Annotated in this window: 23 protein-coding genes; 21 read left to right on the forward strand and 2 right to left on the reverse strand. The window is 43.6% G+C overall.

Annotated elements, in window-relative coordinates:
• From flhA to I2H87_RS06610, 8 genes are read left to right on the forward strand one after another with little or no spacing between them, the layout of a single operon-like run.
• Positions 1-2,070: a flagellar biosynthesis protein FlhA gene (flhA, locus tag I2H87_RS06575; RefSeq protein ID WP_009266724.1), complete on the forward strand. Its 2,070-nt coding sequence runs from the start codon at positions 1-3 to the stop codon at positions 2,068-2,070.
• An 18-nt stretch (positions 2,071-2,088) separates the two neighbouring features.
• Positions 2,089-2,898, forward strand: coding sequence for a sigma-70 family RNA polymerase sigma factor (locus tag I2H87_RS06580; protein ID WP_009266723.1), 810 nt, complete (start codon positions 2,089-2,091; stop codon positions 2,896-2,898).
• Positions 2,879-3,619: a flagellar hook-basal body protein gene (locus I2H87_RS06585; RefSeq protein ID WP_009266722.1), complete on the forward strand. Its 741-nt coding sequence runs from the start codon at positions 2,879-2,881 to the stop codon at positions 3,617-3,619. Before I2H87_RS06580 ends, I2H87_RS06585 begins: the two co-directional genes overlap by 20 nt.
• Positions 3,620-3,635: 16 nt before the next feature.
• Complete coding sequence (locus I2H87_RS06590; RefSeq protein WP_009266721.1) at positions 3,636-4,346, forward strand: flagellar hook-basal body protein; 711 nt, start codon at positions 3,636-3,638, stop codon at positions 4,344-4,346.
• A gap of 16 nt (positions 4,347-4,362) precedes the next feature.
• Positions 4,363-4,983 carry a chemotaxis protein CheC gene (locus tag I2H87_RS06595; RefSeq protein WP_009266720.1) on the forward strand — a complete coding sequence of 207 codons (621 nt, stop codon included), beginning with the start codon at positions 4,363-4,365 and terminating at the stop codon, positions 4,981-4,983.
• A 3-nt stretch (positions 4,984-4,986) separates the two neighbouring features.
• Positions 4,987-5,469, forward strand: a complete 483-nt coding sequence (locus I2H87_RS06600; RefSeq protein WP_009266719.1) for a chemotaxis protein CheD — start codon at positions 4,987-4,989, stop codon at positions 5,467-5,469.
• Positions 5,470-5,483: 14 nt separating this feature from the next.
• Positions 5,484-6,392, forward strand: coding sequence for a chemotaxis protein (locus tag I2H87_RS06605; protein WP_009266718.1), 909 nt, complete (start codon positions 5,484-5,486; stop codon positions 6,390-6,392).
• Positions 6,393-6,396: 4 nt separating this feature from the next.
• On the forward strand, positions 6,397-7,632 hold the full coding sequence (locus I2H87_RS06610; RefSeq protein WP_009266717.1) for an EAL and HDOD domain-containing protein: 1,236 nt from the start codon (positions 6,397-6,399) through the stop codon (positions 7,630-7,632).
• 64 nt (positions 7,633-7,696) lie between these two features.
• Here the strand turns inward: I2H87_RS06610 and I2H87_RS06615 are convergent, their stop codons facing one another.
• Both I2H87_RS06615 and I2H87_RS06620 read right to left on the reverse strand, forming a co-directional pair.
• A complete protein-coding gene (locus I2H87_RS06615) occupies positions 7,697-8,488 on the reverse strand; it encodes a late competence development ComFB family protein (protein ID WP_054703333.1) in 792 nt (263 codons plus the stop codon).
• Positions 8,488-9,273 carry a ParA family protein gene (locus I2H87_RS06620; RefSeq protein WP_054703334.1) on the reverse strand — a complete coding sequence of 262 codons (786 nt, stop codon included), beginning with the start codon at positions 9,271-9,273 and terminating at the stop codon, positions 8,488-8,490. Before I2H87_RS06620 ends, I2H87_RS06615 begins: the two co-directional genes overlap by 1 nt.
• Positions 9,274-9,400: 127 nt before the next feature.
• On the opposite strand from I2H87_RS06620, the gene fliD reads away from it, so the two are divergent.
• The 13 genes from fliD (at position 9,401) to I2H87_RS06685 (ending at position 26,332) form a co-directional block, all read left to right on the forward strand.
• Positions 9,401-11,827, forward strand: coding sequence for a flagellar filament capping protein FliD (gene fliD, locus I2H87_RS06625; RefSeq protein ID WP_195609567.1), 2,427 nt, complete (start codon positions 9,401-9,403; stop codon positions 11,825-11,827).
• Positions 11,828-11,853: 26 nt separating this feature from the next.
• Complete coding sequence (gene fliS / locus I2H87_RS06630; RefSeq protein ID WP_054703338.1) at positions 11,854-12,225, forward strand: flagellar export chaperone FliS; 372 nt, start codon at positions 11,854-11,856, stop codon at positions 12,223-12,225.
• Positions 12,226-12,234: 9 nt separating this feature from the next.
• Positions 12,235-12,639 carry a hypothetical protein gene (locus tag I2H87_RS06635; RefSeq protein WP_009266712.1) on the forward strand — a complete coding sequence of 135 codons (405 nt, stop codon included), beginning with the start codon at positions 12,235-12,237 and terminating at the stop codon, positions 12,637-12,639.
• Between the two features lie 169 nt (positions 12,640-12,808).
• A complete protein-coding gene (locus I2H87_RS06640) occupies positions 12,809-13,570 on the forward strand; it encodes a cell division ATP-binding protein FtsE (RefSeq protein WP_054703368.1) in 762 nt (253 codons plus the stop codon).
• Between the two features lie 80 nt (positions 13,571-13,650).
• Positions 13,651-14,847: a nucleotidyltransferase family protein gene (locus I2H87_RS06645; RefSeq protein ID WP_054703339.1), complete on the forward strand. Its 1,197-nt coding sequence runs from the start codon at positions 13,651-13,653 to the stop codon at positions 14,845-14,847.
• Entirely contained in the window at positions 14,834-16,594 is a 1,761-nt protein-coding gene (locus I2H87_RS06650) for a methyl-accepting chemotaxis protein (RefSeq protein ID WP_227184332.1), read from the forward strand. Before I2H87_RS06645 ends, I2H87_RS06650 begins: the two co-directional genes overlap by 14 nt.
• A 17-nt stretch (positions 16,595-16,611) precedes the next feature.
• Positions 16,612-18,822: a bacteriohemerythrin gene (locus I2H87_RS06655; protein ID WP_054703341.1), complete on the forward strand. Its 2,211-nt coding sequence runs from the start codon at positions 16,612-16,614 to the stop codon at positions 18,820-18,822.
• A gap of 285 nt (positions 18,823-19,107) precedes the next feature.
• Entirely contained in the window at positions 19,108-19,794 is a 687-nt protein-coding gene (locus tag I2H87_RS06660; protein ID WP_009266706.1) for a GntR family transcriptional regulator, read from the forward strand.
• Positions 19,795-20,036: 242 nt separating this feature from the next.
• The gene (locus I2H87_RS06665) at positions 20,037-21,083 is read left to right on the forward strand and encodes an ABC transporter substrate-binding protein (protein ID WP_195609568.1); all 1,047 of its coding nucleotides are present in this window, start codon (positions 20,037-20,039) and stop codon (positions 21,081-21,083) included.
• A 100-nt stretch (positions 21,084-21,183) separates the two neighbouring features.
• On the forward strand, positions 21,184-21,888 hold the full coding sequence (locus tag I2H87_RS06670) for a cyclase family protein (RefSeq protein ID WP_117549752.1): 705 nt from the start codon (positions 21,184-21,186) through the stop codon (positions 21,886-21,888).
• Positions 21,889-21,915: 27 nt separating this feature from the next.
• On the forward strand, positions 21,916-24,366 hold the full coding sequence (locus I2H87_RS06675; protein WP_195609569.1) for an ATP-binding cassette domain-containing protein: 2,451 nt from the start codon (positions 21,916-21,918) through the stop codon (positions 24,364-24,366).
• A 2-nt stretch (positions 24,367-24,368) separates the two neighbouring features.
• A complete protein-coding gene (locus tag I2H87_RS06680) occupies positions 24,369-25,301 on the forward strand; it encodes an ABC transporter permease (RefSeq protein WP_009266702.1) in 933 nt (310 codons plus the stop codon).
• An 11-nt stretch (positions 25,302-25,312) separates the two neighbouring features.
• Positions 25,313-26,332 (forward strand): zinc-binding alcohol dehydrogenase family protein, encoded by a 1,020-nt coding sequence (locus I2H87_RS06685; protein ID WP_054703345.1) that lies wholly within the window; start codon positions 25,313-25,315, stop codon positions 26,330-26,332.
• Positions 26,333-26,341 lie beyond the last annotated feature (9 nt).

Here is a 26,341-nt window from a genome sequence, read left to right on the forward strand (position 1 = left end):
ATGAAGAAACTATTGAATAATGCAGTCGCTGTGATCGTTGTAATGATCGTACTGTTATTAATCATTCCATTGAATCCATTTGTATTGGATGTTTTTATAATTTTGAATATTTCCATTTCATTGATCATCTTGCTGATCAGCATGAATATCAAAGAGCCGCTGGAGTTTTCGATTTTTCCATCCATGCTTTTGATCACGACGTTGTTCCGTATCGGGATCAATATCTCTTCCACGAGAAATATCCTTGGAAACTCGGGAACGGCGGGAGCTGTGATCAAGGCGATGGGAGATTTTGTATTACAGGGAAACGTTGTAGTTGGTTTCATTATCTTTATCATTATCGTATTGGTGCAGTTCCTTGTTATCACAAAAGGTGCGGAACGAGTTGCGGAGGTTGCGGCACGTTTTACATTGGATGCGATGCCGGGAAAACAGATGGCGATCGACGCAGACTTAAGTACCGGTCTGATCGACGAGCAGCAGGCCAAGGAGCGGCGGTATAAGATCCAAAAAGAAGCGGATTTTTATGGCGCCATGGACGGTGCTACGAAGATCGTAAAGGGAGATGCGGTCATGTCCCTGATCATTACCGCAGTCAATTTCTTCGGCGGTATGATCATCGGAATGGTGCAGGGGGGAATGTCATTTTCAGAAGTCCTTTCGGTGTATTCGATCGCAACGGTCGGAGATGGTCTTGTATCTCAGATCCCTGCGCTTCTGATCTCCACGGCAACCGGTATGGTCGTGACCAGATCCGTTTCGGAGGGAAGTCTGAATGAGGATGCTTCCAAACAGTTTCTTGCCCAGCCGAAAGCGATCATGATCACCGGCGCGGCGCTGGCAGTGATGCTTGTGATCCCGGGAATGCCGAAGATCCAGTTTGGCGTAGTCTCACTTGGATTGATGCTTGGAGGTTATATGCTGACGAAGCGGATGGAGGAAGCAGCTTCCGCTTCACGAAAAGCAGAAGAGATGGAAGAAGCCATGTCGCAGCAACAGCAGATGGTTTCCGAGGAAGAGGCGTTTAAGGACATCAGCAATGTGTATGATCTGATACAGGTAGAGCCGATCGAGATGGAATTTGGATATAGTCTGATCCCGCTGGTAGATGAGGGCAGCGGTGGAAAAATGATCAACCGGATCGTGATCTTCCGGCGGCAGTACGCACAAGAAATGGGATTTGTAATTCCGTCAATCCGGTTAAGAGACAGTTCCAGTCTGAATACCAATCAATACGTGATCAAGATCCGCGGCGAAGAAGTCGCAAAGGGCGAGATACTTGTGGATTATTATCTTGCTTTAGAACCGCCGAATCCGGAGAAAGAGATCGAGGGAATCGATACGATCGAACCGGCATACGGCATTCCGAGTAAATGGATCACTGTGGATAAGAAGGAGATGGCGGAGATTTATGGATATACGGTGATCGATCCGTTATCCGTGATGCTGACCCATTTATCGGAGACGATCAAACAACATTCTTACGAGCTTCTGAACCGACAGGAAGTTGTGAAGCTGGTGGACAATATGAAGAAGAAATCACCGGAACTGATCGAAGAACTGATTCCGACAACGATTTCTTATGGAAATTTCCAAAAAATATTGACGAATCTTTTGAAAGAGGGCATTCCGATCAAAGATATGGAGACGATCATGGAGACGATCATCGACGCGTCTATGGCGGTGAAAGATCTGGATTCTGTGACCGAACATATCCGTATGGCGCTGAAGCGTACGATCACGAGAAAGTTCTGTGAGGGCGGCAGCATGAAAGTGATCACTCTGGATGCAGATCTGGAGAAGAACATCATCACAAGCCTGACCGCAGGCGATCAGGGAATGTATCTGGCGCTCAGTCCGGATGTGATGCAGACCGTGATCACAAAACTGGGAGAGGAAATTAAAAAATTCAACGGATTTTCACAGCCTCCGGTTGTTCTTACGAGCCAGGTCGTGCGCGTACATGTGCATCATCTGATCGAACAGTTTTATCCGAATGTTTATGTTCTTTCTTTTAATGAGATCAACAATAATATACAAATCCAGGCGGTAGGGAACATTGCCGTCTGACAGTTATGAGGGAAGAGTATGAGTATACAGGAAGATTATACAGAAAAGTCGAATGAAGAACTTTTGCAGATGTATGGCTCTACCCATAGTCTGGAGATCAAACAGGAACTGGTGATGCGTTATCTCTATGTTGTAAAGAGTATTGCGCTGCAGATGCGCGATGTATATATCAGCTTTTCGCAGATGGAAGATATTGTCAACGAGGGCGTGCTTGTGATCATGAATGCGATCGAGAAGTTTGACGCAAAAAAACAGGTGAAATTCGAGACCTATATTTCCAAAAGGATCAAAGGCATGATCATCGATCTCGCGAGAAAACAAGACTGGGTCCCGAGGAGCGTAAGAAAAAGCGCAAGAGATATTGAAGATGCGGTTACCACATTATATAATAAAAACGGAACAGATCCGTCGCCGGAAGAGGTAGCGAAATATCTTGGGATCACGATGGAGAAGTATCAGGAGATCTTAAGGAAAGCGACGTTGTTCCATGTACTTTCTCTGGATATGGTGCTGGCAGAGGCGCAGGAGAACAGTACGCATGTACAGCTTCCGACCAGCGGGGAAGAAAAGCAGCCGGAATCCTGCCTGCTCAGGCAGGAGCTGACCGATGTGTTGGCGGAGGGGATCAGAACATTGAGGGAAAAAGAGCAGCTGGTCATTTCGCTTTATTATGTAGAGGAATTGAACATGAGGCAGATCGCGCAAGTGTTGGAGATCAGCGAGCCCCGTGTGTCTCAGATCCATAGCAGCGGTATTAAAAAATTAAAAAAATATATGCAGAAATTTAATCAGGAAGGGGAAAAGAAGCATGTTTCAAGGATATTATAATCTGGCGTCGAATTTGATCGTGCAGAATCGAAATATGAATGTGATCAGTAACAATATGACGAATATCTCCACGCCCGGATTTAAAAGCGACCAATTAGTTCAGGGAACATTCCGGGATGAGATTTTGTATCGGTTTGAGAGAGACGGAAGAACTCCGATCGGAACTACCTCAAGGATCAACACGGCGGAGGGCGTCGCAACAGACCAGACGCAGGGAACGCTTCGCGCCACGGAGCGGGCGCTGGATCTGGCTTTGAGCGGAAAAGGCTTCTTTGCGGTACAGAGCGGACAGGAAACCGTGTATACAAGAAATGGTTCTTTTAATGTGGATAATGAGGGGTATCTTGTACTTCAGGGGCTTGGAAGAGTTCAGGGACAGAATGGACCGATCCGGGTAAATACAGATGACATCCGTGTGACGGAGCAGGGATACGTCTTAAGTGCAGACGGAAGAGAAAATTACGGACGATTACAGGTTGTGGATTTTGCGGATTATGAACAACTGGAAAAAACGGCAAACGGAGCGTTTCGTTCCAATGCGCAGCCGCAGGGCGTAAATGGTACGGTGATCAAGCAGGGATATCTGGAAGACTCGAATGTGTCGATGGTGCAGGAGATGACGAACATGATGAGCGGTCAGCGGTCGCTTCAGAGTTCGGCGCAGCTTTTGAAAATGTATGACCAGCTCAGCGGAAAAGCAATCCAACTTGGTTCGATGTAAAGGAAAGGAGATCGTTATGTATTCATCTTTTTATGCGGCTGCAAGAGGCGTGATCGCACAGCAGCAGAAACTGGATGTTACGGCAAATAATCTGGCGAACATCAATAACTATGGATATAAGAATAAAAGCGTTTCTTTCTCCAATCTGATGTATTACAATATGAACAATCAGTACGGACAGGATACGGCGATGAAAGCGGGAACCGGCGTAAAGGTGGAAATGACAAACACGGATTTTACACCGGAAGCATACACAGAGACCGACGGGGCTTATGATTTTGCGATCGGAGGAAAAGGATTTTTCAGACTGGTCAATCCGTCCAGCGACGCGGTGACTTATACGCGGAATGGACATTTCAGTCTATCCCAGCAGGGAAATCAGTTTTATCTGGTCAATGACGCAGGCAACCGGGTGTGCGACCGGAACGGAAATCCGGTTATTGTGAACAACGGTACGTTCAGCGGTGAGATCGGGATATATCAGTTTAATATCACGGATGGGATGCAAAGCGTCGGCGACAACGAGTTTGCACCGACGGCAAAGAACGGAACGCCGTTTTTGGTACAGGACGGAAAGCTGATCCGTCATGCTTTGGAAACTTCCGGAGTAGATATGGCAGAAGAGATGACAAAGGTGATCGAAAGTCAAAGAGCATACTCCTATGCACTGCGCATGGTGCAGACGTCTGATGAAATCGTAAATACAGTCAATTCATTGAGACAGTGATAAGGAGAGGGAAGTTATGGCGATTTATAGATATGAAGAACTGGGAGAAAACCAGATGGACGTATTCCGTGAGATCGGAAGTATCGGGAATGGAAACGCGATCACAGCGCTTTCCGGGATCTTGTCGGAAAAGATCAGTATGGAACTGCCGGAAGTCAATATTCTGGAATTTAATATGGCGCAGAATAAGATCGGCGATGCGGAAGAGATCGTCGGCGCGGTTCTCGTGGAAATGTCCGGAGAGCTGTCAGGGCTGATGATGCTGATCTTAAAAAGAGATTTTATCAAAACAATGATCAAAAAAGTCCTTTCTTATGAGAAAGAGAACTTGCTTGATATGGAAGAAATGGAAGAATCTTTGCTGATCGAGGTTGGAAATATCATGCTTTCCTCCTATATCAGCGCACTCTCTTCCCTTACGAATATTCAGATCCATTTGTCCGTTCCGCAGTTTGCCGTCAATATGCTGGGAGGGATCTTAAGCATGCCTATGGCAATGATGGGAATTGAGTCTGATCAGATCATGATGATTACAGGGGCGTTTTCGATAGGAGGAGAGGAGATGGACAGCAATATTCTATTGCTGCCGGACATCCGTTCATTGAATGTCCTGATGAAAAAATTAGGAGTGGAGTAGCTTATGCAGAAGAAGATATCTGTGGGAATTGCGGACATGAAGCTTACCAGACAGGAGGGAGTACTGATTACATATGCGCTGGGTTCATGTATCGGAATTACCTTTTATGATCCAATGATAAAGTTAGGGGCGCTGCTCCATATCATGCTCCCGGAAAAAACAAATTCGCAGGATTCCAATATTTTGAAATATGCGGACACAGGTATACAGGAAACACTTCGAAAGTTCTATACATTCGGCGGTCAGAAAGGACGGACAGTTTGTAAGATCGCAGGTGGCGCAAAAATGTTTGAAATGAAAGGAACAGGCGGTCTGGGCAATATCGGAGAGCGGAATATCATCAAAGTAAAAAGTATTTTGAAAGCGGAGGGGCTTCGGATCACCGGAGAAGATACCGGATCAAATTATGCACGAACGATGCTTCTGGATGTATCGACCGGTCAGGTATCGATACGAACAGCGAGCCGTCAGGAGAAATATATCTAAGGAGGAGAGGGAAAATGGCAGATACAGAGATATTATTGGAATCAGGGACAAATGAGATTGAGATCATGCAGTTCACAATCAATGACGAACTGTATGGCATCAATGTGGCAAAGGTTCGGGAGATCATGATGGCGGATAAGGTAAAACCGATCCCGCATTCCCACAACGCTGTGGAGGGGATCTTTAAACCGAGGGAGATCCTGCTGACGGTTGTGGACTTGCCGAAATATCTCACGAAACAGGAATGCGAAAAGCATCCGAGAGATTTATTTATCGTTACAAACTTCAATAAAATGCATATTGCATTTCGCGTTCACCGTGTTGTGGGGATCAGCAGAATCTCGTGGACAGATATTCAGAAACCGGATAATACGATCAGTCACGGGGAAGAGGGCGTGGCAACCGGAATCGCCCAGTGCGGAGACAATCTGGTGACGATCCTTGACTTTGAAAAAATTGTGGCGGAGATCGCTCCGGAGACCGGAATCCAGGTGGAAGAGATCACAAAGATGGGAAAACGTTCCGAGCGGCAGGAAAAGATCGTTTTAGCGGAAGATTCCATTTTGCTGACCAAAATGATCATGGATTCCCTGACAAAGGCAGGCTATACGAATGTGACCAATTTTAATAACGGAAAAGAAGCATGGGATTATCTGACAGCGGCGAAGAAGAACAACACATTGGATGAAAGTGCGGATTTGATTATTACGGATATCGAGATGCCGGAGATGGACGGGCATCATCTGACGAAGCTGGTGAAATCAGATGAGGAGATGAAAGGGATCCCGCTGATCATTTTCTCTTCTTTGATCAACAGTGAAATGCGGATCAAAGGAAAACAGCTTGGCGCAGATGAGCAGCTTTCCAAGCCGGAAATTGGTCATTTAGTGGAAGTCATGGACACGTTGCTGGAAAGGAGATAGTGGAATGGAGAAGATTATTGCCAGACAATTGATTAAAAAGACAGATACAAGCGAGATTATGGGATACGAACTTCTGGTGCAGAGCGACGCAGAGAGTCTCTACAATTCCAGCGTGGACAGTGCGGCAGCGAACGCAATGACCGCCTTTTTGACTGAAAATTCAAGTAAGATATTCCGGGACCGGAAAACGTTTATGACATTTACGCCGGCGCTTTTGTTCCGCAATACACCGAAGATCTTTGACAAAGATATGATCGTGATCCAGATAGAGGACAATGTTGTGATCCATCCGTTAGCTTCGATCCTGATCGAAAAATACCGCGAAGAGGGGTATCATTTTGCGATCAATGATTTCCAGTTCATCCCGAAATATTTCAGTATGTTGGAATATGTAGATTATATCAAAGTGAAAGTGACCGGAGAAGAGGAAGACCGGGAACGCCGGAGCCTGGAAAATGTGGTGGAGATGGCGCATGGATTCGGAAAAGAAGTGATCGCTACAAGCATCAATACGAAAGAAGCGTTTCTCCTTGCGAAAGAAATCCATACAGATTATGTAGAGGGCGCGTATATTTCTGATACATCGGTATCAAAAGTAGGGAAGATGGAATATCTTCAGGGAAATCTTTACCAGCTGATCATGGAAGTTACAAAAGATGAGCCGGATATGGAAGTGATGGAACAGATCGTGACGAGAGACGCCGCGCTGACCTATGCGCTGCTGAAAATGGCGAACTCAGCTTATTTTTCGGCAAAACACAGAACTGCTTCCGTACGGCAGGCTATTATGCGGGTTGGAATCAACCAGTTAAAACAGTGGGTATATCTGTTAAGTTTTCGGGAGGAAGAATCCGGAACGGAAGAACTGATGAAAACGTCATTTATGCGGGCGAATTTTGCAGCGGCATTGGTGAAGAAGATGGGACATTTTCCGATTGATCCGGCAGACGCGTATCTAATGGGAATGTTTTCCACACTGGAATGTATGATCGATGCGACTATGGAGGAGATCTTAAATGAAATCCCGATCGTTGAGGAAGTGAAGAAAGCGCTGATCTCAGGCGAGGGTGAAGCCGGAACATTATATCACCTGATCCTGGCTTATGAGAGAGCGGACTGGACGGAAATCAAGAAGCTTTCGGATGAATTGGGATTGCAGACAAACGTAATGGCGCAGATTTATATGGAATGCGTGGAAGAAGTAAGCGAGATCTGGGAGAATGTTGTAGCAAAAGCATAAAAAGATAACATAGGGGGATTGCCGGGCAATTTGTGAATTGTTCCGGCAATCCCCCTATATTGAATCAGGATGCACCATTTTTATGTCTTGGATTTTCTTTTACAGTCATACATGCTTTCGTTGCTTCCACCGTGATCTCGGAAATGAAATGGTTGGTATAGAAGCTAAGCAACGGGGCTTCGGCTGCCGGTTCTGTAACAATGTATTTTGGCGGAAGTCCGTTCAGCGTCAGGGCAATAGTGTCAGCAATACACTTCTCACAGGTACAACATTCAAACTGACGCATAAAATAAATGATCTTATCGCTGACGATCCGCTCCATAACATTGATCCGCACAAATTCCGGCTCTGGTTCTGGTTCAGATACGATCGTTGATTCCGGCTCGGCTACCGGTTCTGCTTCGATTGTTAGTTCCGGTTCGACTGCCGCGTTTGTTTCAGCTTCGGCTGTCGCTTCCGGTTCAGCGCTCGGTTCGGATTCCTGTGTCGGCAGTTCTGCTTCCGGCTCTTTTTCCCGGGATTCTTTTTGGGATTCTTCCGGATTCATATCATGTTCTTTTTGAAATTCCTGAAAGAGATTTGCCTGAATCTGTTCTGCCACCGGATCTTTTTCCGTCTGATCGATGATCGAGACAGAGGGGGAATCGGGAACAGATATTTTTCCCTGTGGGATTTTTTCTGTCGGTTCCGGATCCGGGTGCGGTTGTTGGGCGTCCTTTGGTTGGGAATCTTGTTCCGATATCGGATCCGCGTCCTTTTTCACATCCGTTTCCAGTTCTTTTTCCGGCTCTTTTTTCGTATCGTGCCCGGATAAAAGATTTAAGACGTGTGCCGTTTTATTACTTTTTCTTGCCATTATTTTGCCTCCATAGAAACCGTGGTAATTTTATCCATGACTTCTTTTACAAACTCTTTGTAGTCCAGAGATGGATTGGAACGTGGAGCATGATCATAGACGCTAAGTCCGTGAGCGGGCGCTTCTGCGACAGATACGCTGGCACGGATCTGCGTATGGAAGACACAGGAACCAATCTGTCCGGCGATATTTTCCGCCATCTCTTTGACCTCTCTTGCAAGAAGCGTACGTCTGTTGTATTTGGTAAGAATCAGACCAAGTACGTTCAAGGATGGATTGAGCTTTTCACGCACGGAATCGATGGTTTCTTTCAACTGGGTAAGACCTAAAAGACTTAGAATCTCGGGTGCCATCGGGATGATCAGATGATCCGCTGCAACGTATGCATTTACCGTCAGGATGTTCAGAGCCGGCGGAGTATCTATAATGATGAAATCATAATGATCTATTACAGGAGCCAATGCCTTTTTTAAACAGAGTTCCCGGTCAGCGGAAGTAAATTCCAGTTCCGCACCGCTTAAAAGAATGTTTGATGTGATAATGTCGCAGTAATCGGTTGTCTGGATCGCATCTTGTATGGGAACATTTCCTTTCAGAACGTCGTAGATCGTGCTGGAATTCTCAATGTCAAGTCCGAGACTGAATCCGAGACTGCCCTGAGGGTCAAGGTCGATCGCAAGGACTTTTTTGTTATAAAAAGAGGATAAACCAGCAGCCAGCGCACTGGATGTGGTTGTCTTCCCCACTCCGCCTTTTTGATTCGTGAGCGCAATAATTGTAGTCAAAATAATTCCTCCATTCATAAATGAAATAACTATTATCTAAAGTATACTATATGCCGATAAATAAGTATAGAGTAAAATTGTAGAATTCCGTCCGGAATTGTCGATAAAAACAAAGGAGAGGATCAAGATGGCAAGTATAGGTGGATTAAGCGGAACAACAAGCAGCAGCCTGAACGGGTTAAAAGGATACGGTGGTTTGGCGAGCGGTCTGGATCGGGATTCCCTGATTGAAGGCATGACGCAGGGGACGACCAGTAAGATTTATAAACAGCAGCAAAAAAAGGATTTACTGCAATGGGAGCAGAATGCGATCAGGGGGATTACAGACAAGATGATCGGATTTGCGGATAAGTATTTATCTACATATTCATCTTCGACGAATTTATTCAGCAACAGTTTCTGGGGGAGGAATCTGATCACGGCGTTAGGAGCGAACAGTAAGTATGTAAGTGTATCCGGGACTTCATCTACGGCGGATACGCTCTCGATTTTGGGAGTAAAGCAGCTTGCGAGAAAGGCTCAGATGACATCGAAGATTCCGGCGTCAGACCGGACTCTGGAAACGGGAGCGATCGATCCTTTGGAAGTACAAAAAGCAGAGAATCTCCCGGGATCTACGATCAAGATCAATTATGCGGATAAGAATTATACGATTACATTGCCGTCAGGAAAAGACGCGAATGGAAAAGAGTACAAGTACGATACGGTTGAAAATATTGCCGATTCGCTGAACCGTGCATTTCAGGATATAGAAGTTGGCAAAGGTAAAAAACTTAGCGAAGTTTTGCAAGTGGAGACAAGCGGCGATAAGATTGTGTTCAAAGATAAAGAAAATGCCGGAAATATTTTCAAACTCACCGGAGGCAGCGCGCTGTCTTATCTCGGGTTCAAAGATAAGCCGGATAGTGAGTTTAAGGAGATGGATATTACAGAACAGGGGCTTTCCTCTGTGCGGGATATTACAGAAGACGACATTTATACAAAGACAAGTTTTATCGATCGGATCGCAGAAAAGGAGCTGACATTTACTTATAATGGAACGTCTAAGTCCATCAAGATGCCGACGAAAGAAGAGTTGGAGAAAGCACAGTACAACAGTGCATATGGATCGACAAGAAAAGAGCGGATCATGAATAAACTGAAAGAGTCTATGCAGGATCAGCTTGACGATGCATTTGGAGCGGGCAGAGTGAAAGTGGAGGCAAAAGAAGACGGAAGCGGACTTTATAGTCTCGGTTTTCAGACGACGACTCCGAATGGAAAAATGGATCAGTCTTCGATTCTTGCTGTATCTTCAGGCGATGTGGGATTGTTGGGGGCGAATGGCGCGTTTAAGATGAATTACGGGGAGTCTAACCGGGTAAATCTGGACGCTAAAATTGCAGAATCAGGACTGGCAGGCGCCCAAAATATGACGTTCCCTACAACAATTGAGATTAATGGAAAATCGATCGAAGTGAAAGCGGAAGATACTGTACGGACGCTGATGGATAAGATCAATGAGTCGGATGCGGGCGTTCAGGTCACCTATCAGAATTCTTCCGACTCGTTCGTTTTTTCGGCAACGGCGAACGGAGCCAGTGGTAAGATCGATGTCGGCGGCGATTTCGCCAAGATTTTTGGTGAGTTCAATAAGACGGACGGTCAGGATGCCATTGTCACAGTGAAATACGCCGGTTCCGACCAGACAGTGGATCTGGTCCGGGATTCCAACAGCTTTAAAGTAGACGGCATGACAATTTCTGTCAACGGGGAATTTGGATATGTGAAAGACGAGGCGACCGGTGAACTGAAATTAGATCCGTCAGCGGAAGCGGTAACATTTGACGCGAAGGTGGATGAGGACAAGATCGTGGAGACGGTCAAAAAGATGGTCGAAGAGTATAATGAGATCATCGAACTTGTTAATAAGGAGACCGGAACGAAGCCGAATCGGGACTACCCGCCGCTTACATCAGCTCAGAAAGAAGAATTGAGCGAGAGCGAGATCGAAGCATGGGAGGAAAAGGCGAAAGAGGGACTTTTGTTTAATGACAACGATCTGAAAGGTTTGAGCAACAGTCTGCGTTTTGTTCTTTCTCCGGCAGATCAGGCGGCTTTGAAAAAGATTGGTCTCACAACATCGAGTACCACATCAGATAATGGAAAACTCTCTTTTGATGAAAGCGCTTTTCGTGCAGCGCTGAAATCGGACCCGGAGGGAGTAAAAGAGATGTTCACCAAGGAAGCGGTGAAAGATGAAGATGGAAACGTGGTCTCCCAGGCGGGCATTGCGGTAAATATGAAAACAGCATTTGACAAATATGCGAAGACATTGGGAGAACCGAAAGGAATCCTGATCGAGAGAGCAGGGTCGATCAAATCGCCGGCAAGTATTACGCAGAATGCGGTCTACAAGCAGTTAGAGGAAATTGACGCCCGAATCGAAAGTCTTCAGGATACTTTGAAGATGGAGCAGGACCGTTACATCAAACAGTTTACCGCACTGGAATCTGTGATCGCACAGATGAACAGTCAGAGCAGCTGGCTTTCACAGTTTGGCAGCGGTTATTAATGGAATTGTAAAGAAAGGATAAGTATATGTATCAGAATGGTTATCAGCAATACAAGATGCAGTCAGTCAATACGATGACCAGAGGCGAGATGTTACTTTTGCTGTATGATGAGCTGGTCAAACGCCTTACGAAAGCGGAGTTAGCATTGGAGAAAGAGGAGTTTGACATATTTGACGCTTCGGTAAAACGCGCGCAGGAGATCGTACAATATCTTCAGGAAACGTTAAATACAGAGTATAGTATCAGCAGGGATTTGCAGCGTATGTACGATTTCTTTCTATACGAGATAAGTAGATTACAGGCGGGCAGAAAAAAAACAGTAATCGAAGAACTTCGTCCTCTTGTGATAGAATTACGGGATGCATTTCGCGAAGCAAATAAGACGAGCGGCATATAAGGAGATCGTATGAGTTATATAGAGGAAATGCTAGAAGAAATCTTGAAACTGGTTTATCGAGAATATCGCGAGATCGTAGAGATTGAAAGACTTACCTGTGAACTGGAAGAAACGTTGAATCATAGTGACCGGAAATCTGCGAATCTTATCCTTGAAATGCGTCAGTCCGAAATGGAACGGGTTTCACAGGCAAAGCGAGCAATCAGCGAATTGCTCGAGAGTATGGACGATGACTTAAAGAATGACATCAAACGGCTTTTGGAGGGAGAGCAGCTTTCTGAGCGAAAAGAATCCGAGGCTGAGCGGATCAGTATGATCAGCAGACAAAGAAACCATACAATGGAAAATATACGTAGGATTGATCGTGCGTTAAGTCGGAGAGTCGCAGGCAAAGATTCTTATTATGAAGAATAACAGCATATTAAGATGAACAGTCTGCCGTAGAAAAATCTACACTTTCGGGAAGAGATTTCCGGAAGTGGGATTTGATACGGCAGATTTTTTGATTGGTACGATTGACGAAATGCCGGGAAAACAGTATAGTGTTTGGAGAATGAATTTTTGCGGGAGCAGGCGAGGAAAAATGGCAGAAATTGTATTTGATCATGTTACAAAAGTATTTCAGGAGCAGATTGCTTTAGAAGATATTTCTTTCCAGATTGAAAAAGGAGAGTTTGTTTTTGTGACCGGAAAAAGCGGCGCGGGGAAAAGTACATTGTTAGAATTGCTGATAAAGCAGCAGGAACCGACAGCAGGAAACGTTTTTGTATTTCAGAAAGCTTTGGGGGTGTTAAAGGAGAAAGAGATTCCTCATTATAGAAGAAGACTGGGAATTATGTCGCCTGAGATCGGGATGCTCAATAACATGACGGTATATGAAAATGTTGCCCTTGCTCTTTATGCAGTGGAGCAGGGAGGAAAGGGGATGAAGCGAAAAATCATGCGGGCGCTCGGACTTGTAGGAATCGCAGAAAAAGCATATGCTTATCCGAAGGAACTTTCTGGTGGGGAACAGGCACGGATGCTGCTTGCGAGAGCAATGGCGGTAAATCCGGATGTTCTGATTGCCGATGAGCCGACTGCAAATCTGGACCCGGATGCAGCGTGGGATATGATGCTTTTGTTTAATGAGATCCACAGACAGGGGAAGACTTTGATCATTGCGACTCACGCAAGAGAATTGGTTACGATCATGCGGAAACGGGTGATCACACTCGTAGCAGGCGCATTGGTAGCAGATGAAAAAAATGCGATTTATAATCAGAAAGCGATGGATATATTTGAAGAGCGGCGAGTTTTGCAGGAAAGGGAGAATAAATTAGAAAAAAACATTAATATTTTATAAAAATATCCGATAAATATACTGAGTCATGCTTTTCGAGAAGAGAGGTGAGAGGCATTAGCTATGAAAACAGATATTTGGTTATGGTGTTATCCTCTGTAATCAATGGAAAGAAAGTGGCTGTTCCACGGAAAGGGATCTCATGGAGGGAACTGTTGAGACTTGCAGAATTCCATCGTGTTGTAAGCCCTGTATATTATGGAACACTGGGGGTGGAAAAAGCACTTTCGGCTGCGGATGAGGAAGCGTTTTACAGGAAGTACCATAAAGAGATTCTGTTGGAAGAAAGTTATAAAAACGCTTTGGAAGTTATTTTGTGGCAGATGAACAGACATCAGGTTCAGGGAGTACTTCTCCGGGGGCTGGAAATTCGTTCCATGTATCCGAAAAGTGAACTGGGGTATACGTTTAGCCTCGAGTTTCTTGTATCGCCAAAGGATATGGGAAAAGTTTATAATATCATGAACAGTATGGATTATGAACAGCAGGTGAACAGAACGAATCATGGACGGCTGTATTTTCGGGTTCCGGGGGTTCGGGTGATTTTTTATGACGAGATTCCGCTTGGAAATGAGATTTTGTATAAGCACCTGACACACGCAGCCCAAAAGTATTTTCATGGAAACAGGAAGGCGGGGATAAAGACTTGGAATCTCTCTATACAGTTCTTGTATCAGTTTGGCAGATGGGTAGACGCCTATATGATGGGGGAACTGAAGATGAGGGACGTCATGGATTACTATTATTACATACAGAATCCGGCAATAATCAGCGAGAAAAGGTTTATTGAAGAATCGCTGGAAAAAGCGGGATTGACAGAATTTGCAAAACAGCTGAATATTCTCGCATCTCTGTGGTTTGGACAAGGAGGAGAAGCCGACACCGGAACAGCGTTTCAACTGGAAGAATATATTTTTTCAAAAGGAATGGAAGACCGGCGGCTTGACTCAAAGATCATTCCATATGAAAAGACTCGTGTCGATTTTTATCAGAGAGACCGAGATGAAGAATGGGGAAAAAAGCAGCGGGCGTGGATGTTCCCCACCAAGGAATATATGGTGCAGTTTTTCCCGATTTTACATAAAATCCCACAGTTATTATGGGTTTGCTGGGGAATTCGAGGAATCCGAGTCTTTAGGAAGTCTGCGGAAGTATGGATCAAAGAGAAACGGCGGCAGATTCATGCGCGTATGACAGAGATAAAGACTAAGATTATAAATAAGATCAATAAAAAAGAAAAGGAAGGAATATCGGAAGATGAAGAACATGAAGATAGGTAAAAAACTGGTGTTAGGTTTTGGAGTTACGATTGTAGCTTCCATTATTTTGATGTCGATTTCTATTTTTTCTGTGAAAAAAGTAGGAACCCTTACGAATGATATGTATGAAGGACCATTTGTAGGATCGACAGAGGCGATGGAGTTTTCCAGAAAAGTTTATGAGATCGAGGCTCGTTTATATAACGCCGTACTGGAAAAACGTCTGGATAAAAATGCGATTGATGTCATAGCGCAGGGGGCAGCCGATAGCTTGGAAAAAATGGAAAGTATGGATGAGGATTCGTCGAAATCGTTTGACGAAATCAAAACGATCAGCGATAAAGTAGGGGAAATTCGTGGAAGAGTTGTTGGACTGATGGAAGATGGAAAATGGAGCGAAGCAGAAGATGTGCTGGTTGAGGAGTTTGTACCGACAGTGGAGGAATGTGCAAATGTAGCGGAAGATTTATATCAGCAGTATTCTGTGGATGCGGCAAACTTTAATGCAGATTCCACACAGATTGGAGAACGAATTGTATGGATGATCGTGGGTATTTTCGTAGTCTTACTTGTGGTTGCGGTTCTAGTAATGATCTATTTGGTACGCGGTATCACAAAACCGATTGTAGAACTCGAAAGTGCGTATGGTAAGATGGCACAGGGGTCTTTGAATCAGAATATTGAGTATGAATCCAAAGATGAAATAGGAGTTCTGGCACAGAGCTTCCGCGTTACCAGTCAGGGACTTCACGGGGTGGTGTCTGATCTGACCTACTTGATGGATGAAATGGCAAACGGAAATTTCAATATCAAGACAAAAGCAGAAGAGTTGTATGTTGGAGACTTCCGTCCGATTCTTGAGTCGATCAGAAGAATGAATAAGAACTTAAGCAGCACGTTATCTCAGATTAATGATGCGGCGGATCAGGTGGCAAGCGGATCTGAACAGGTGTCTTCCGGAGCACAGGGATTATCTCAGGGGGCAACCGAGCAGGCAAGTTCCGTAGAAGAGCTTGCGGCTACGATCAATGATATTTCCGATCAGGTAAGAATGACGGCAGATAACGCAAAAGAAGCGAAAAGCCAGGTGGAAGATGCGGGAAGAGAGCTGTCACGTTCCAATGAGAGTATGGAAGAGATGATGCAGGCAATGCAGGAGATCAGTTCCAAATCCAGTGAGATCGGAAAGATCATCAAGACGATTGAAGATATTGCATTCCAGACCAATATTCTTGCACTGAATGCAGCGGTAGAGGCGGCAAGAGCCGGAGAAGCAGGAAAAGGCTTCGCAGTGGTTGCGGATGAAGTACGGAATCTGGCTTCTAAGAGTGCAGAGGCGGCAAAGAATACAACGCTTTTGATCGAAGGATCGATCGCGGCGGTGGAAGACGGCACAAGAATCGCAGAGCAGACAGCATCCGCTATTTATGCGACGGTAGAAAGCACAAAGAGAGCTGTGGACACGGTTGAGAAGATTACAGATGCAGCAGAGCAACAGGCAGAATCAGTTGCCGAAGTAACGCAGGGTGTGGATCAGATTTCCAGCGTGGTTCAGACGAACTCTGCAACGGCAGAAGAGAGTGCGGCCGCAAGTGAGGAATTATCCGGTCAGTCTCAGATCCTCAAAGGACTTGTAAGCCGTTTCCAATTACGGGAAGACGGTGTTGGAGTAGCTGCGTATAGCGAGCCTGTGATGGACAACAGTTGCTATCAGGAAGAGAGCTATCAGCCGGTTGCATCCACTTATGATAATTACAGCAAATACTAAGGAAGAGGATAGAAATTATGTTTAATAATTTAAAAGTAAAGAAGAAGTTATTGGTCGGTTATGGCATTGTACTGATCATGACCGTTCTGATTGCTGTATTTTCCATGTTCCAGTTAAAGATGGCGAATGAAGATCTTGAAAATTTTATGGCGGGTTCGGTAAAGGCAGACGACCTGATCAAAGAGAACCGGATCGCGACCAATATCGCGGCACGTTATCTTCGGGATATGGTAATTGAAAAAGATGACAGTAACTATGCGGATAAAACCGCAAAAGTACAGGAAAATATCGCTACGATCAAGAATAATTTCGAGACGCTTCAGTCAATGGATGTTCTGGATCAGGATGCGCTGAACGAGTATCAGAATGCAATGGAGGGATGGTTTGATATTGGGGATAAAGTTCTTTCATTACTGAATGAGAACAAGAGAGAGGAAGCACAAGAGGTCATTCTGGAAGAATGTACCCCTGCTTTGAATAAAGCGATTGAGTTGGTGAAACCTCTGAATGAGGAGACGGATCAGATCCTTACAAAGACAATGACGGAGAGTATGGATAGAACCAATAAATCCTTGTTTATGCTGATGTTCATGACGGCGGTAGCAATTGTAATCGGAATGTGGATCTGCTTGAAAGTGACAAAAGCAATTGTGAAGCCGGTTACAGAGGTTGTAAATGCAATGATAGGGATTGCTGATGGACATATGAAACAGGAACTTACCTACCAGTCGAAAGATGAACTTGGAGCATTGGTCAACAGTGTAGGAAAGACTTGCAGTGTTTTGGAAGAAGTGATCCGTGATCTTACCCGTCTGATGGGAGAGATGGCAAAAGGGAATTTTGATCTCCAGGCTGAGGATGAGATTTATAAAGGAGATCTGACTCCGATTCTGACATCCATTCGGCAGATGAATCATAATCTGAGTAATACATTGACACAGGTTCAGCAGATTTCAGAGCAGGTAGCCGAGGGATCCGATCAGGTATCTTCCGGAGCACAGAATCTCTCTGAAGCGTCTGCAGAACAGGCAAGTTCTGTAGAAGAACTTGCGGCAACTATCACGGAGATTTCTGAAAATATCAAGCGGACAGCGGATAATGCAAAAGAAGCTAGTGAGAAGGTATATTCTGCACAGGATGCATTGACAGTATCCAATGATCAGATGCAGGAAATGATCCAGGCGATGTCTGTGATCAGTCATAAGTCGGAAGATATCGGGAAGATTATCAAAACAATCGAAGATATTGCATTCCAGACGAATATTCTGGCGTTGAATGCGGCGGTAGAAGCTGCGCGTGCAGGGGAAGCAGGACGTGGATTTGCAGTTGTTGCAGATGAAGTGCGGAATCTGGCATCTAAGAGCGCTGAGGCAGCTAAAAACACAACGGGTCTGATCGAGGGAACAATTGAAGCTGTCAATAATGGAACAGATATAGCAAATCGTACGGCACAGGCTCTTGTAGAGACTGTGGAAAGCGCTGGAGCTGTTGTAACCTATGTAGACGATATTTCTACTTCAGCAGCGGAACAGGCGGAGTCTATTTTCCAGGTACGTCAGGGAGTAGACCAGATTGCCGGAATCGTCCAGACAAATTCGGCTACTGCAGAAGAGAGTGCAGCGGCGAGTGAGGAACTGTCAGCACAGGCACAGACGCTCAAGAATCTGGTAGAAGTATTTAATTTGAGAAAAGACAGCGTTTATGCAACACATACATCTTTTCATCAAAAATCTGTTTATCATCCGACAGCCTCGACAAGTTCTGCACCCACTGTCGTGCCGTCTGGAGATTTAGCGCCGGCTTCAGGAAAGGCGTTAAAGGTAAAACGATATGAATGGGATGAAAGTTGGGAAACAGGAAATCAGTTGATTGACAGTCAGCACAAAGAATTTATCCGAAGAATCAATAATTTACTGGAAGCATGTTCCTTGGGGAAAGGACGTGATGAAATCTTTTCTGCTGCGCAGTTCTTGACGGAGTATACCGATAAACATTTCGGTGACGAAGAAAAATTGCAGAAGCAGTATGCTTATCCGGATCGTGTGAACCATAAGAAAATGCACGAAGGTTTTAAAAAGACAGTAAAGGAAATTAATGAAAGATTGGAAAAGGAAGGCTCGAGTGTCGCATTGGTTGGAAAAATCAATTCTGATGTGGCAGGATGGCTGATCAATCACATTAAAAAGCAAGATGTAAAAGTTGCGAAGCATATTGAAGAAAATTCATAATGTAATGAAAGAACGGGGATTTCTGTCAGGAGCGGAAATCCCCGTTCTTTTTTTGGCTGATGGAAAGTTGCATGTTTTGGGGATATTATTAAAATGAAGAGAATGCCAGGAAATTCCATTTTAGGTTGACAAAGTCATTGAAATACAGATATACTAATAACGACTTGTATACTAGCTGACACGACGCGTGGTATACAATGCGCTTGAATGGAGGTAGGATGTGATTTCAAGCAAAGGATTTTTAGAAATATAGTTTATGTATGTAGTGAAAATTGGAGAAATGATATGATTGTAAAAAAACGTTATGGAAGAGAAACGGGGCGAGAATATGCTTTGCGTGTGCTCAAAGAAAATATTGTCATGTTGGAGTTGGAACCTGGGAGCAGAATCAGTGAAAATGAACTCGCATCAGAGATTGGAGTTTCCCGGACGCCGATTCGTGAGGCTTTGATTGAATTAAGCAAGAGCAAGATCGTAAAAATTTATCCTCAAAAAGGAAGTTATGTTTCGTTGATCGACTGGGAACTGGTAGAAGAGGCTTTGTTTATGCGACTGACATTGGAAAAAGCTGTGGTAAGACTTGCCTGTCAGGGAATCGAGGAGGAGAAGATACAGGAATTAGAAAAGAATGTTAAATTGCAAAAATTTTATATTGATAACAATGAGGCGGGAGAATTATTAGAGTTAGATAATCAGTTCCATAAAGAATTATTTGCGATCACGAATAAAATACATATTTATCGACTGATGAGCGTTATGATGCTACATTTTGACAGACTTCGGACGTTGCGGACGAAAGCAGTTGACCAGAGATATGTGATAGAGGATCATTTAAAGATATTGGAAGCGATTAGAAATAAGAGACCACTTGAGGGTGAACAAGTTATGGAGCGACATTTAACAAGATACATCATAGATGAGAAAATTGTAAAAGAAAAATATCCGCAATATTTTGAAATTGTGGAGGAATAGATAAAATGCGAGAAAAGATCATGGAAGATTTTGGAAGAAATCCCATGATCTTTTCATTTAGTTAAAAAATATAAATATAAGATCAAATGGACGGATTAAAACGGATAATTTTGTTCAATATGCTGAGAATAGTTCGATATTACAAAAGAAAACAATAAATAGTTGACAAAACAATACTTGAATGTTAATATGCTAGTATACAAGTTTGAAAAACGATTTTAAAAAGAAAAGGAGGAAAAATAATGAAAAAAAGAGTATTAGCATCATTTCTGACTGCTGTGATGGTAATGGGGATGGTTGGATGCGGAAGTGCTGATGAAAGTCAGGGGGATGCGAAAGCTGACGGCGAGAAAGGCGGCTATAAGATTGGATTGACGAATAGTTTTAATGGAAATTCATATCGACAGCAGATGGAAGCCTATGCACAGGAAGCGGCTGATGAATTGACAGAAACCGGAGAGATTTCAGAATTTGTGATTGTAGAAGCGAATAATGATGCGTCTAAACAGGTACAGCAGATTGAAAATTTTATTTTGGAAGGAATGGATGCGATCATTATAGATCCGATTTCAGCGACTGCTCTTACGGGCGCAATCCAAGAAGCGTCTGATGCGGGAATTCCATGTATTATTATCAACGACGGACCGGTAGAGTCAGAAGCTGAATTATGTTATCAGATCAATTTTGATACGATTGATCAAATGTCAACTTTGACAGAATATGTTTGTGAGGCAATTGGCGGAAAAGGAAAGATTATCGAGTTGAGAGGGACGGCAGGCGCCGAGTTTGATAATATTGCCCACGAAGGTGTATTGAAAGCATTAGAGAACTATCCTGATATAGAGATTGTTGCAGAAGTTTATACTGACTGGACAGGCTCAAAAGCTCAGTCGGAACTTGCCTCGGTATTGCCGACGCTTGACGATGTGGCGGGTGTTGTGACACAAGGAGGGGATTCTTATGCAGCAGTGCAGGCATTTGAAGCAGCAGGAATGGAATTACCTGTAATTGGCGGAGACAATCGAGGATATTTTCTGAAATGGTGGGCGAATGAAGCGCCGGATGGGTATGATACGATCTCTGTTTCATCGAATCCATGGGACGGAGCAACAGGAGTGTATGTTGCATGTGATATTTTGAGCGGGGAATATGAAGTGCCAAATGAAATGGTTCATCCTTTTGCAGTTGTAACCAAAGATGAGGTGGAGAATTACAAAGATATGGGCGATGAAGAAATTGGTACGCCAACTTATGATCGTGAGTGGGTAAGGGAAAATTTATATAAATAAAAATGAACAACAGTCGGGCGATGAAAGGCATCAATGGTATCCAATCAGATAATGCCCGGCTGATTTTATATCCAAAAGTGAAAGAAAAGGAGTATAGTGCATGGATTTACAAATGATAGAGAAAATACAAAAAGTAGTGAACAAGGCAGAAATCGTTGATCTTAGTTATACCTTGGAACCGGGGATGCCGGTTTGGTCAAGTCATGCAAGATTTGGTGCGATCGTATATGAGACTTATGATGAGGGAGATGTTTCTTATCACAGGCAAGTGAGCTATGGGGAACATACAGGAACTCATATAGATGCGCCGAGACATTTTTTTAGAGAGGGCGCAGCAATCGACCATGTAAAGGTAAAAGCAGTTATGGGAAGAGGTGTATGTATCGATGCGTCTTTTTTAAAACCTTGCGAGGAATATACACTGGACATGTTGAAAGCGTTTGAAGCAGAGTATGGAGAAATACAGGAGGGAGATGTGATTTTATTTTCCTTTGGATGGGAGGAAAAATATGCGATAGGAAAAAAGGGAGAAGAGTTCTTGAAAGATTGGCCAGGTTTAGGTGAATCGGCAGCAAAATATCTTGCAGATAAGAAAGTTGCATCCGTTGGAACAGATGCGCTTGCGTTGGATCCATTCGGCAGTGAAAAGTATCCAAGTCATCAAGTGCTTCTGGGGAATGGGATTCCAATCTTAGAGAACCTGACAAATCTGAAAAAGATTCCGGTATTTTCTTATATAATCGGTCTGGCAAATAAGATAAAGGACGGATCAGGCTCTCCAATCAGGATTATTGCATTGACATAAAGTGTATAGGAAAGGCGGTTTAGAATCGTGAAAAAGGAAAGAGTGCAGACTCCTTATATTGAGTTGTCAAAGGTTAACAGATTTTTTGGAATTACAAAAGCATTAGAGCAGATTGATTTTCAAATATTTTCAGGTGAAGTAATTGGGCTGGTAGGTCCAAATGGAGCAGGAAAATCAACAATGATGAAAATTTTGACAGGAGTTCTCCCGCCGACGGATGGAAAAATCATTGTAGATGGAACAGAAATGAAGCGATATACAACAAAGGAGGCGAAAGAAGCAGGAATTGCCTGTGCATATCAGGACTTATCGTTATGTACAAATTTGAGTGTATATGAGAACTTTGCCATGCTCAATGTGGAGCATGGAATGTTTACAAAACCAGGATGGAGGAAAACGGCGAAAAAAGAAACAAAAGAACTTCTTGAGAAATATTTTCCAAATAATCAGATTGATATTATGAAACCTGTGGAACGGTTGACACTTGCAGAACGACAGATTGTTGAAATATGTAAAACATTGATGACAGATAATCTGAGAGTTTTGATATTGGATGAACCTACATCAGCACTGTCAACAGATAAGGCAAATCAACTTCATAAGGTAGTAGAAGAATTAAGTGCAAGAGGAACGTCAGTTATTTATATTTCACATAAACTGGAAGAGATATTAAAGATATCGGATCGTATTGTAATGATGAGAAATGGAAAAAATTCCGGTGAATGTGATCCGAAAGAAATTGATACAGTGCAACTGGTAGAAATGCTTGGAGGAAGTGGGGCAGCAAAAGGAAAACAAAAGATAAATCGTGAAAATGCAGCAAAGGGGGATATGGCAGTTTCCGTAAAAAACTATACGGGAAAAGGTTTGTACAATATAAATCTGCATGTACATAAAGGTGAGATCGTAGGAATATCGGGATTGGCAGGTTCGGGTCAGACGGAACTGTTGAATATTTTATTTGAAGCGGGAAGATATACAGGGATAGAAAAGAAAGGGGTATTGTTGAATTCATCCGTATCTTATGTCAGTGGAGATCGCGCAAGAGAGGGGATTTTCCACTTATGGGATATTTTTGATAATATAATCATTGGAAATTTAGATCAGGTGAAAAAAGGATGGTTTTTAAATAAGAAAAAATCTGAGGAGCTTGCACAGAGCTGGTATGATAAGCTGAAATTTCGAGCGGAAGGAATTCATAGTCCGATCATGTCTTTGAGCGGAGGAAATCAGCAGAAAGCATTGATTGCGCGAGGAATTGCATCAGGAGCAGAATTGATTATTTTGAATGATCCAACGGCAGGAGTCGATATTGAGACAAAACAGGAGATTTACGGATTGCTCGATGAAGCGAAACGCGCAGGAAAAGCGGTTGTTCTTTATTCAACCGAAGATGCCGAAATTGAGATTTGTGATCGCGCATATATTATGCATGAGGGAGAGATTACAGAAGAACTAAAAGGAGAAGATATTACCGTTCCTAATATAGTAAAAGCTTCTTTTAAAGATACGAAACATCAAAAAAAGTCAGAAGAGAAAAAAGAAAGTCTGATACATAGAGTGATGACATCAAGAGTTCTTCTTCCGGTTACAGCTATGATTTTTATGATACTTATAAATGCAGCTATGAATCCGAGAATCCTGTCCTATATGGGAATGCGTATGCTGGTTTCATCAGCAGTACCGTTGGTTTTTGCAGCATTGGGACAAATGTTTATTGTGACCGCCGGAGATGTGGATATGGGAAATGGTTATTCGATTGCATTAGTGAATGTGTTGGTCGGAATAATCCTGACAGGGAATCCACTTATGGGGATTGTGAGTTTATCGGTCTTCGTGGGGGCGTATGCTTTGATGGGAGCATTGATTCATGTACGGAATATACCGGCGATCGTAGTAACTCTGGGGGCGCAGTTTGTATGGTGGGGGATTGCGTTGGTGATAGCGCCGTCTCCGGGAGGAAGTTGTCCGGAGTGGCTGCTTCGGTTGTATAAATTTGATTTTCCGCTTATCCCAATGCCGATCGTTCTGTGTATTCTGGCAGGCGGAAGTTGTTGGTACATCCTCTTTCGGGCAAAATACGGCATGATTTTACGGGGAATCGGAAATAATCCATTGGCAGTGGAGCGTTCAGGGTGGTCTTACTTATGTGCCAAGATGGTCAATTATGTACTTGCTGGCTTGATGGTGATCTGTTCCGGAATGGCATATACAGCAGTATGTATGGGTGCAGATGCTAACTCTTCCGCAACGTATTGTATGATGTCGATCGCGACGGTAATTCTGGGCGGTTGCGAGATGTCCGGAGGTGTTGTTGCTCCGGTTGGAGTTGTATGTGGTGGGATTGCGATGTCATTTATAACAACCATCCTTACATCATTCCGTGTAGATTCTAATTATCAGACCGCAGTGACCGGACTGATTCTAATTGTTGTGTTGGCGATCAAATTGGTTATGCATAAAAAGGAGGGCAAATAGTTATGAAGAAAATTATGACTAAATATGCGTTTATATGGCCGCTTTTGGGATCCATCTTTTTGTGGATAGCAATTTCAATCGTATCAGGAAAATTTAGTGTTGGGCAGATTTTTTCCAGTGCAAAACTTTGCTCGTTTGCTCTGCTTCTTGCGTTGGGACAGATGGTTGTGGTAACAAGCGGAGAAGGCGCGATTGACTTGTCACAACAATATATTTTGACGCTGGCAGCGTATATTTCATGTGATCTGATGCAGTATAATGTGATTCTCGGAATTATTGCAGCAGTTGCAGTAGGGGCGTTTTGTGGTTTGGTAAACGGAATCGTTAACATTTACTTAAAAGTGCCGGCTATGGTGACGACATTGGCAACAGGATATATTATTTTTACCATTGTCCTGGTATTGGCTCCAACGATGAAAACACTTCCGAATGCAGGATTTGTGGATTTTATTAATCTGCATGCAGGGGGATTTTCCATGCTGACAATGATCTGTATGATTGTTGCAGTTTTGCTCGCGTTGCTTTTGTATAAAACGAAATATGGGAAGCAGCTTCATGCAGTGGGGCAGAAAAGGATAGCTGCCAAATATGCAGGGATTAAAGTGAATAAAGTGGTTATATCGGCATTTGTAATCGGAGGAGCATTGTGTGGTCTTTCGGGAACTCTGTGCGGCGCTTTCAATGGAGGAGCATTTCAAGATATGGGGACGACGTATTTTCTTCCGTCTATTGCCGCGGCATTTGTCGGAGGAACAGCGGCTTCGGGAGGAAAATCGAATGTTGCGGGCGTATGTCTGGGGGCTCTTATGATGTATTTGCTTACTACATTCTTGAATGCCGCAAATTTGTCGGTCGGTATGCAGCGGCTGATCCAAGGGGCTGTGCTGGTACTGATACTTGTAGCATCGGTTTCCGATGACGCAAAAAAGAATTAGGAGGGGATATCATGAAAGCAGTTCGAGTTATGAAACCAGAAGAATTGAAAGTAATAGATGTGGAAAAGCCAGTGATTGATAAACAGAACAATGTTCTGGTGAAAATGAAAGCCGCCGGAATCTGTGGTTCTGATGTGGGGATTTATCACGGAACAAATGCGGCAGCAACATATCCGCGTATTATTGGGCATGAAATTGTCGGTGTGATAGAAGAAGTGGGAGAAAACGTAAAGTCTTTGAAACCGGGCGACAGAGTGATCGTTGATCAGGTAGTGAGCTGCGGAGAGTGTTATGCATGCCGAAAAGGAAGAGGAAATGTATGCGGCAGTTTAAAAGTTCGTGGTGTACATATTGATGGTGGATATGAAGAATATCTTACAGTACCGGAACAAGACTGTTATTTATTGCCGGAGAAATTATCTGATGTTGAAGCTGTCATGATCGAGCCGACAACGATTGCAATACAAAGTTGTTCAAGAGCAGAACTGTGTGAAGAAGATACTCTTTTGATTTTGGGATATGGAGCATTAGGCAGTTCTATTTTGAAAATTGCGCGATTGAGCGGAGCTAAAATTATTGTAGCGGATGTGATTGAAGAAAAACTACATGAGGCTTTAAAAAATGGTGCTGATTATGTAATCAATATTGCACAAGAAGATGTAATTGAGAAAGTCAAAGAATTGACGGCCGGATATGGCGTGACAGTATCTATTGATGCTGCATGTGTAAATGATTCTCTTCTGACATTGTTAAAAGCAACCGGTAATGCGGGGAGGGTGATCACGATGGGATTTGCAGTTGAACCGACCGAAATAAATCAATTTCTGATCACATCAAAAGAGTTGGATGTAAGAGGATCCCGCTTACAAAACAAAAAATTTCAGGAAGCGATTGATTTGATCCAAGAGGGAAAATTGGACTTGTCAGGAACTGTTTCTCATGTATATCCGATAGAAAAAGCACAGGAAGCTTTTGATTTTGTAGACTCAAAAGATCCCTCTATCCGAAAAGTTGTTTTGACATTTAAATAGGAAAGTGAC

The sequence above is a fragment of the Mediterraneibacter glycyrrhizinilyticus genome (assembly GCF_015560805.1).
GTDB lineage: Bacteria > Bacillota > Clostridia > Lachnospirales > Lachnospiraceae > Schaedlerella > Schaedlerella glycyrrhizinilytica_A.